Annotated in this window: 1 protein-coding gene; it reads right to left on the reverse strand. The window is 70.0% G+C overall.

The window, feature by feature from the left end:
* Positions 1 to 178: 178 nt before the first annotated feature.
* On the reverse strand, positions 179 to 436 hold a 258-nt coding region (locus tag GVL52_RS32200), incomplete at its 5' end, for a CbiX/SirB N-terminal domain-containing protein (RefSeq protein WP_200848014.1).

Raw genomic sequence — 436 nt, forward strand, 5'->3', positions numbered from 1 at the left:
AAGCGGAACTGGTGCAGGTTCATATCTGATTGCTGCTAAAGATGGTTGCAATTATGCGGCAGCCATCTAAGCCATGCCGGCCTGGCGGTGGAAAACCGTGGCATGCGCCGCTGGCGCCAGGGTCCGTGCCGCCGGAAGGATGCGGGCGGGGCGGGGTGGACCGCCTCCGGTGCCGTGCTCAGCGGCCGGCCGCGATCTCGGCCATCAGCGCCGTCATGCGCGGGTCCTCGCCGATGGCGCCCTGCACGATGACCTCCATGTCCGGATGCTCTTCGCGCAGCGCCTGCACGAGCAGGGGCAGGTCTTCCCGCGCATGCTTGCCCGTGCCCAGGAACATCGGCACCACCGTGAGCCGCCGCACGCCCCGGCCGGCCAGCCCGCGCACCGCCGTGGGCAGGTCGGGCTCGGCCAGTTCGAGGTAGGCGCAGCACACCTG

Source organism: Rhizobium sp. 18055, from assembly GCF_902706285.1.
GTDB lineage: Bacteria > Pseudomonadota > Alphaproteobacteria > Rhizobiales > Rhizobiaceae > Rhizobium.